The organism is Frigoribacterium sp. CFBP 13605 (assembly GCF_014839405.1).
Taxonomy (GTDB): domain Bacteria; phylum Actinomycetota; class Actinomycetes; order Actinomycetales; family Microbacteriaceae; genus Frigoribacterium.
Genome location: NZ_JACYNS010000109.1, coordinates 1 through 8,090 on the forward strand (window position 1 = coordinate 1; position 8,090 = coordinate 8,090).

9 protein-coding genes and 1 pseudogene are annotated in these 8,090 nt (G+C 73.9%); 4 read left to right on the forward strand and 6 right to left on the reverse strand.

Features of this window, described 5'->3' with window-relative positions; genetic code table 11:
* The coding region (locus tag IFT36_RS13960) for a TOBE domain-containing protein (RefSeq protein ID WP_200413432.1) at positions 1–269 on the forward strand (269 nt) is incomplete at its 5' end.
* On the opposite strand, the gene IFT36_RS17015 is transcribed toward IFT36_RS13960, so the two are convergent.
* A complete protein-coding gene (locus IFT36_RS17015) occupies positions 257–1,726 on the reverse strand; it encodes a glycosyltransferase 87 family protein (RefSeq protein WP_200413433.1) in 1,470 nt (489 codons plus the stop codon). The genes IFT36_RS13960 and IFT36_RS17015 overlap by 13 nt on opposite strands.
* A 75-nt stretch (positions 1,727–1,801) precedes the next feature.
* Here IFT36_RS17015 and IFT36_RS13970 point away from each other — a divergent pair, with 75 nt between their 5' ends.
* Positions 1,802–3,160 (forward strand): molybdopterin-dependent oxidoreductase, encoded by a 1,359-nt coding sequence (locus IFT36_RS13970; protein WP_200413434.1) that lies wholly within the window; start codon positions 1,802–1,804, stop codon positions 3,158–3,160.
* Positions 3,157–3,663: a hypothetical protein gene (locus tag IFT36_RS13975; RefSeq protein ID WP_173152893.1), complete on the forward strand. Its 507-nt coding sequence runs from the start codon at positions 3,157–3,159 to the stop codon at positions 3,661–3,663. Before IFT36_RS13970 ends, IFT36_RS13975 begins: the two co-directional genes overlap by 4 nt.
* Here the strand turns inward: IFT36_RS13975 and IFT36_RS13980 are convergent.
* The 5 genes from IFT36_RS13980 to IFT36_RS14000 all read right to left on the reverse strand — a co-directional run bounded on the left by IFT36_RS13980 (position 3,612) and on the right by IFT36_RS14000 (position 7,751).
* Complete coding sequence (locus IFT36_RS13980) at positions 3,612–4,313, reverse strand: class I SAM-dependent methyltransferase (RefSeq protein ID WP_200413435.1); 702 nt, start codon at positions 4,311–4,313, stop codon at positions 3,612–3,614. The genes IFT36_RS13975 and IFT36_RS13980 overlap by 52 nt on opposite strands.
* Positions 4,310–4,996, reverse strand: coding sequence for a TIGR04282 family arsenosugar biosynthesis glycosyltransferase (locus IFT36_RS13985; protein ID WP_056048862.1), 687 nt, complete (start codon positions 4,994–4,996; stop codon positions 4,310–4,312). Before IFT36_RS13985 ends, IFT36_RS13980 begins: the two co-directional genes overlap by 4 nt.
* Positions 4,993–5,661 (reverse strand): glycosyltransferase family 2 protein, encoded by a 669-nt coding sequence (locus tag IFT36_RS13990; protein WP_056048859.1) that lies wholly within the window; start codon positions 5,659–5,661, stop codon positions 4,993–4,995. Before IFT36_RS13990 ends, IFT36_RS13985 begins: the two co-directional genes overlap by 4 nt.
* A gap of 81 nt (positions 5,662–5,742) precedes the next feature.
* Positions 5,743–6,840: an NAD-dependent epimerase/dehydratase family protein gene (locus IFT36_RS13995; RefSeq protein ID WP_307785118.1), complete on the reverse strand. Its 1,098-nt coding sequence runs from the start codon at positions 6,838–6,840 to the stop codon at positions 5,743–5,745.
* Positions 6,837–7,751, reverse strand: a complete 915-nt coding sequence (locus IFT36_RS14000; protein ID WP_200413436.1) for an MTAP family purine nucleoside phosphorylase — start codon at positions 7,749–7,751, stop codon at positions 6,837–6,839. The genes IFT36_RS13995 and IFT36_RS14000 overlap by 4 nt, the downstream gene beginning before the upstream one ends.
* 38 nt (positions 7,752–7,789) lie before the next feature.
* Here IFT36_RS14000 and IFT36_RS16245 point away from each other — a divergent pair.
* Positions 7,790–8,090, forward strand: a pseudogene (locus tag IFT36_RS16245) (gephyrin-like molybdotransferase Glp); the annotation flags it as partial.

Here is an 8,090-nt window from a genome sequence, read left to right on the forward strand (position 1 = left end):
GGCTCCCGGCGGGCGCCGCGGCCGCGGTGGCCGTGCGGCCGAGCGCCGTGCGCGTGACGACCGGGACCCCCTCGGGTCCGACGCCGTCCGAGAACGTCCTCGACGTCGTCGTCACGGACCTCGAACCCCGCGGGGACGTCGTCCGGGTCCGGGCCGGCGACGTGTCGGCCGACGTCCCGCCCGGCGTGGTCGCCGGCCTCGACCTCGTGCCGGGCAGTGCCGTCCGGTTCTCCTTCGACGCCGGAGACGCCGTCGCCTACCTGGTCTGAGCGGGCCCGGGGCTCGACGAGGGGGCGGACCGTCGGCGGCCGACGACCCGACGCAGCCGGTCGACGTCGCCCCCGACGGCGTCGAGCAACCGGTCCGTGAACCCGGGGCCGGCCCGCCAGAGCGTCACGAGCAGGATGACGAGCACGGCCGAGGCGAGCGACGCCCGCTGCAGTGCCATGCCCGGCTCGAGCTGGCGCACGAGCAGCGCGAGCGGGATCGCCAGCCACTCGACCCGCCCGGTCAGCGCGACGAACGGCACCAGCAGCAGGGCGTACCAGGGGTAGCGGGGGCTCACCGCCACGAGCGTCACGCCGATCATCACGAGCTGGCCGAGCCACGGGTCGTGTGCCGGGGTCTTCACCCACACGAGCACCGCCGTGACACCGACGATCAGCACGGCGACCGGTGTCGTCCACGCGTCCGGCATGAAGGCCGACAGGAACACGAAGCGCGAGCCGTCCTCGTAGCCCTCCTCGGTCAGGTAGCCCGGCAGGTACCCGAGCACGCCCCACCCGGTCATCGCGACGTAGGGCACGTAGAGCACGGCGAAGGTGACGACGGAGGCGCTGATCACCTTCCAGGGCTGCCCGCGCAGCAGGGCGGGTGCCGCGATCACCGGGATCAACTTGGTCGCGATGGCGGCTCCGAGCGCGATGCCGCCGCGGAAGCGCCGACCGGTGGCGACGAGCAACGACGCGGCGACCACGAGCACGGCACCCAGGAGGTCGACGTGCGAGTTCGTGACGCCCTCGCCGACCACGAGCGGGCACCAGCCCCACAGCGCGGCCCAGCGGGGGTCGAGACCCCGCCGGCGCAGGGTCGCCAGCAGGGCGACGGTCGTGCCCAGCACGAGCACGAAGCCCATCGCCTGCAGCGGGAAGAACCCGGCGTCGGGGCCGACCACGGCGGACACCGCCCAGAAGTACAGTTCGGCCATCGGCGGGTAGATGGTCGGCACGTCCGGCCGGTTGATCAGCGTGCAGACGACGTCGCCCGTCTGGCTGTCGTAGGCACGGTGGACCTGGCGGTCGGGTTCGCCGCAGCGCTCGCCGATCGTGCCGTCGTCGCGGGTGAACGGCGTCGACTCGGGGAAGATCCAGGCCGGCCGCAGGTCGCGCAGCTCGCCCGCGTCGGGCGTGTACTCGTACGGCGAGACGCCGGCGGTCTGCACGATGCCGTCCCAGGCGTAGCGCGCCGGGTCGGTGCTCGTGTTGGGCACGCCGGTCAGGCCCGCCCCGCCGACCAGGGCCGTGCCCGCGACGACGAGAGCGGTGACGTGGCGCACGGGCACCCGGCGCAGCAGCACCACCGCCAGGGCGAACAGCGCCCAGCACACGGCGGTCCAGACGACGAAGTCGGTCCGCAGGTCTTTCATCAGGAATCCGACGTTCACGACGCCCCAGGCGATCGCCCCGGCCAATCCGAGGACGGCCACGGCCGCGAACACAGTACGCACGCCCCCAGTCTGGCCGAATCGGCCCTGGGAGTCGTGCACATCGGAGATGATGAGCCACATGAGACGACCGACACCATGAGGCGCCTGCTGTACGAGGCGCGCCGCGCCGCCTCGTCGCCGAACCGCAACGCCCGGTCGGCGACCGTCTTCGGTCGCCTCCTCGGCGCCGCGTTCGTCATCTGCCTGCTGACCGGGCTCTACAGCCACTTCCTGCAGGAGCCGCTCGACGGGATGCGGTTCCCGACGAGTCCCGTCTGGCTCTACCAGGTGAGCCAGGGCGTCCACATCACCGCGGGCATCGCCTGCATCCCCCTGCTGCTGGTCAAGCTGCACTCGGTGTTCCCGCAGCTCTTCCAGCACCCGCCGATCAAGCACCCGGTCGACGTGCTCGAGCGCGCCTCCATCGCCCTGTTCGTGGCGACGTCGATCCTCCAGCTCGTCACCGGCCTGCTGAACACGTACCAGTACTACCCGTGGCCGTTCCCGTTCAAGCAGGTGCACTTCGCCCTGTCGTTCGTCATCATCGGCTCGCTCGCGATCCACATCGCCGTCAAGCTGCCGCTCATCACCCGCTACTGGCGGGCGCGGGACAGCTACGACGCCGAGGGGCGCTTCGTCGAGCCGTCGTCCGAGCTCGACGAGGCCCGCGCCGCGTTCGTGGCCGAGAGCGAGGCGACCGCCGAGCTCGCCCGGTTCCGTGCCGTGCGCGACGCCGACGGGACGCGACGCGACCGTGATCCGCACGCCGCGCCTCCTGCGCCCGCCCGCGGCCTCACCGGACGCGTCCTCCGCTGGATCGACTCCGCACACGAGGTCGACCGCGAACCGGGCCGCGCCCGGGTGTCCCGCCGCGGCTTCTTCACCGCCGCCGGCGTCGCCACCGGGGGAGTCGTCGCGCTCACGGCCGGGCAGTCCTTCGCCCCGCTGTCAGCGCTCAACGCCTTCGGCCCGCGGCAGCGCGGGCTCGGCCCGAACGACCTGCCGATCAACCGCACGGCCGCCGCCGCCCGGGTGCTCGAGACGGCCATGGACCCCGACTGGCGGCTCGACGTCCTGGTGGGCGGCGTCGCGACCTCGTTCACGCTCGACGCGCTGCGCGGGTTCGACGGGGCCGACGAACGCCTGCCGATCGCCTGCGTCGAGGGCTGGAGCCAGACCGGCGCCTGGCGCGGCGTCCGCCTCGTCGACCTGCTGGCGGCTGCCGGCGCCCCGACCGACCAGCGCCTCCGGCTCACCAGCCTCGAAGAGAAGGGTGGCTACCGCGTGACCGAGATGGGCCCCGAGTACGCCTCCGACCCGCGCACCCTCGTCGCCCTCGAGCTGAACGGCGAGCCGCTCAGCATCGACCACGGCTACCCGGCGCGCATGATCGCCCCGGGCCGACCCGGCGTGCTGCAGACCAAGTGGCTCAGCTCCATCGAGGTGCTCTCGTGAGCGCCCGGGTGCCCTCGGCCGCGTCGAGCGCAGGAGGCGCGGGCACGTCGCGCACCGTCCGCGTCGTGCGCGGGGTGCTGATCGCCCTCGGCGTCGCCCTCGTCGGCCTCGGCGGCTGGGTGCTCACCGACACCGTCTCCCCGAACCGGTACGGCGGACTGCTGCTCTGGCTGGCCGGTTCGGTCGTCGTGCACGACGCCGTGCTCGCCCCCGTGGTCGCCGCGGTCTCGCTGCTCGTGCGGCGGACCGGACGCCGCATCCGGCCCGCGGTCCTTTGGATCGTGCAGGGCGCGGTCGTCGTCGGGGCGATCTTCTCGCTCGTCGTCGTGCCCGAGATCGTGGCGAAGGCGAAGGGGCCGAAGAACGACACCGTGCTGCCGTTCGACTACGGTCTGCGCCTGGCCGTGCTGTGGCTCGTCATCGCGGCGCTGACGGCCGCCGTGGTCGCGCTCTACCTGGCACGCAGGCGGCAGAAGGTGCGTCCGTCGACCGACCAGGTCTGAGCGACCCGCAGGCCCGCGCGTCGAGCGTGGCGGTGCAGCGCCTCGCGGCCGACCTCCGCCCAGGGGAAGGTCGCGCTGGCGTGACCCTGGTCGTCGACCACGTGGGCCTCGTAGCTGTCGTCGAGCGACGCCTCGGGGGCGGTCTCGACGACGACCGAACCGGTCGCGGTGAGGATCTCGGCGCAGCGGGTCAGCAGCGCCGTCGGGTCGCCGCCGATGCCGACGTTGCCGTCCAGCAGCAGCGCGAGGTTCCACTGGCCCTCGCGGGGCAGTGGGTCGAAGACCGACCCGCCGGCCACGGGCAGACCGGCCTCGCGGGCCATCGCGACGGCCGTGGGCGAGACGTCCAGACCCAGGACGGTCAGGCCGCGGTCCACGGCGGCGCGCACCATGCGGGCCGGCCCGCAGCCGATGTCGAGCACGGGGCCGGTCTCACCGTCGAGGGTGGTGAGGTCGGCGGCGTCGGCGTCGGCGCTCCAGCGCGCGACGTCGAACGCCTCGTCGTCGCCGGCCTCGAGGGGCGACGCGGGGCGTCCGGCACCGCCGGCCGCCCGGACGAGTTGCAGGAGCCCCTCGTGACGCAGGGCGCGCGCGTACGGCTCCGCGCCTCCTGAACCGAAGGTGGCGGGCTGTTCGGGGGCGATGGTCATGAGGTGACCCCTTCGGTGGCGGGATCGGTCGTGCGGGCGACGCCGTTCGTGGTGGTGGTCGTGGGGGGCGCCTCGGCGTGCCGCAGGGCGGCGGCGAAGCGGCTGTCGGGTGCGACGGACGCGACGAGGCGGGCGTCGTCGATCGTGTCGACGTCGACGAGCTCGGGCAGCATGCGCACGGTCAGGCCGGCGTCGGCGAGTCGGCGGAGCTGGTGGGCACCCGTGTCGTCACGCGACATGGGGACGCCGCGCAGCAGGTCGCCGGTCGGCCGGGAGAGGCCCAGGGCCCAGAACCCGCCGTCGTTCGCCGGGCCGAACCAGGCGTCGACGTCGTCGGTCCACGCGTCGAAGACGGGGGCGAGGGCCTCGACCGTGACCTGGGGGGTGTCCATGCCGATCAGCACGGTCTTCCCGTCGACCTCGTCGAAGAGGGCGCCGAGGCGTGCGTCGAGGTCGCCACCGATCTGAGGGATCACATCGAAGTCTTCGGAGCCGACGGGCCTGCGGTTGCCGTCGAACAGCAACACGCGACGCGTGGCGGGCAGCCGACGGACGACGTCGAGGGTGTCCTGGATCGCGGCGGCCGCGACGTCGGCGGCCTGCTCGAGGCTGAGCGGGGGGTGCAGGCGCGTCTTGACCTTGCCCGGGATCGTCTCCTTCGCGATCACCACGAGGGTCGTCATCGGCCGACCTCCCTCAGGAGTCGGGACATGTCCTTGATCGCGACGGACGTGCCGCGGATGGTGCCGGTCACCTTGCTGCGGCCGACCCGGGGCGAGTAGGGCGCGTCCTGCTCGACGATCCGCCAGCCGGCCTCGCTCGCGCGCAGCACCATCTCGAGTGGGTAGCCGCTGCGGCGGTCCTTCAGGTCGAGGTCGAGCAGTGCCCGGCGCCGCGCGACGCGCATGGGGCCGAGGTCGTGCAGGGCGACGCCGCTGGCCCGCCGCATGAGGTGCGAGAGGGCCAGGTTGGCGATGCGGGCGTGCACCGGCCAGGCGCCCCGGGTCGTCGGGCGCCGGCGGCCGAGGACGAGATCGGCGTCACCGGCCATCACGGGGGCGGCGAGGGCGACGAGGTCGGCGGGGTCCATCGACGCGTCGGCGTCGCAGAACGCGACGTAGTCGGCCGTGGCGGCCTCGAGACCGGCGTGGGCGGCGCTGCCGAAGCCGCGCCGCGCCTCCTGCACCACGGTCGCGCCGTGCTCGGCGGCGACGCGGGCGGAGTCGTCGGTCGAGCCGTTGTCGACGACGATGGCGTGCCAGCCCTCGGGCAGGCGGCCGAGCACCCAGGGCAACGCGCCTTCTTCGTCGAGACAGGGAAGCACGACGTCGACTCGGGGGCTGCTCATCCTCTCGACTGTACGGATGCGATCCCATGAAGGTGATGGGAGCGGGCGGTGCGCACCCGAACGGGGGGCGGCCCCGCCCGCCTAGCGGACGACCGCGGCGCGCAGCGGGGCCGTGGCGAACTCGTGCATGCCCTGCTCGAAGGTCACGCTCGGTCGCCAGCCCAGCTCGCCCTGCAGCCGCGCCGACGACGCCGTCACGTGCCGCACGTCGCCCGCGCGGTACTCGCCGGTGACGACGGGCGTCGGTCCGCCGGCCTCGCGCGCCAGGGCCTCCGCCATCTCGCCGATCGTGTGCACCGTCCCGCTGCCGACGTTGAACGCTCGGAACGTGTCGGTCGGCTGATCCGTGGTCCACTCGAGGGCCGCGAGGTTGGCGGACGCGATGTCGCGGACGTGGACGAAGTCGCGACGCTGGGCGCCGTCCTCGAACACGCGCGGAGCCTCGCCGCGTTCGAGGGCGGAGCGGAAGAGCGAGGCCACGCCGGCGTAGGGCGTGTTCTGCGGCATGCCCGGGCCGTAGACGTTGTGGTAGCGCAGGGCGGCGGCCCGACCGCCGGTGCTGCGCGCCCACGAGGTCGACAGGTGCTCCTGCGTCAGCTTCGTGATGGCGTAGACGTTGCGGGGGTCGAGCGGGGCCTCCTCGCCGATCAGCTGCGGCTCGAGCAGTTCACCCGCCTCGTCACGCGGGTCGAAGACGCCCGCGTCGAGGTCGGCGATGCGGCGGGGTGCCGGGCGTTCGGTCGCACCGGTCGAGGTGCGGTAGCTGCCCTCGCCGTAGACGACCATCGACGAGGCGACGACGAGGCGGTCGACGCCGGCGCGGTCCATCGCCGCGAGCACGACGGCCGTGCCGAGCTCGTTCGACGAGACGTAGTCGGGCGCGTCCTGGAAGTCCACGCCGAGCCCGACCTTGGCCGCCTGGTGACAGACCGCGTCGACGCCCGCGAGTGCCCGGTCGACGGTCTCGGCGTCCCGCACGTCGCCGTGCACGAAGTCGACGCGCGGGTCGACGGTCGGCTCGCCGCCGTGCACGTCGGGCCGCAGGGAGTCGAGCACGCGCACGCGCCAGCCGCGGTCGAGCGCGAGGTCGACGATCGCCGACCCGATGAAGCCGGCCCCACCGGTGACGAGCAGCAGGCCCGGGCCGTCGGTGGACGAGGAGGCGCCGGTCGCGCTCACCGCGCGGCCTTCCGATCCGAGACGGGCCGGGCGAGCACCTCGGCCACCGCCCCGGGCGGCATGAGCTCGCGGGGCGAGTAGTCGCCGGGCATCGCGGCGACGATCGACTCGATGGCCGCGACGATGCGCGGTTGGGCGGCCGCGAGCCGTTCGAAGACGAGCGAGGCGCTCACGGCGTCGGCATCGGGTGCGTCGCCCTCGGCCGGGGCCAGGCCGGCGTCGCTGTCGGTCACGTACGAGAGGTTGACGGCTCCCATGCCGAGTTCGAGGGTGAGCGGGATCTCGGGGTACATCGTCATGTTGACCGTGTGCGCGCCCGCGGCCCGGAACCACAGCGACTCGGCCCGGGTCGAGAACCGCGGCCCCTGGATCACCACGCAGGTGCCGGTCGGGGAGAACGGCTCACCCTGCGCCTCGAGGGCCGCGATCGCCGCGGTCCGGAGCACGGGGTCGAACGGGTCGGCGGCGATCAGGTGCTGAACCTGCCCCTCGACGTCGAAGAACGTGTCGCGTCGTCCCCAGGTGCGGTCGATGAACTGGTCGGTCACGACCATGGTGCCGGGGGCGACGTCGGGGCTGACCCCGCCGACCGCCGACGACGACACGATGGCCTTCGCGCCGAGCGACGCCAGTGCCCACACGTTCGCCCGGTAGTCGATCAGGTGCGGCGCCACCGCGTGGCCCGCGCCGTGCCGGGTGAGGAAGGCCACGCGCTTGCCGCCCAACTCGCCGATCGTCACCTCGCTCGAGGTCGGGCCGTAGGGCGTCTCGACGACGTGCCGGGTCGCCTCGCCCTCGGCGAAGAGCGAGTACAGCCCCGATCCGCCGATGACGGCGACGTCGACGGGCGGCGGCCCCGAGGAGGCGCGGGTGGGCTGGGGGACGTCGGGCTCGGTCGCGGGGTCGGTCACCCCCGATACGCTACTGACGATCGCCCGAGAGGAACCGCGTGCGCACCATCGAGACCCACCTCGCCGAGGTCACGGCCGTCGTCGAGGCGGCCGTGCGGGCCCGTCCGGTCGACGCGTTGGTGGTGAGCCCCGAGGCGCTCGCCTCGCGCTCCGACCGGTACCGCGACCGCGTCCTCGCCGCCGACGTCGTCGCCCCGATCGACCTGCCGCCATTCGCCAACTCGCAGATGGACGGCTACGCCGTCTCGACCGCCGGGCTCGACCCGGACGCGCCCACCAGCCTCCGGGTCGCGGCGCGCATCCCCGCCGGGCGGGCCGCCCCCGACCTGGTCTCCGGCG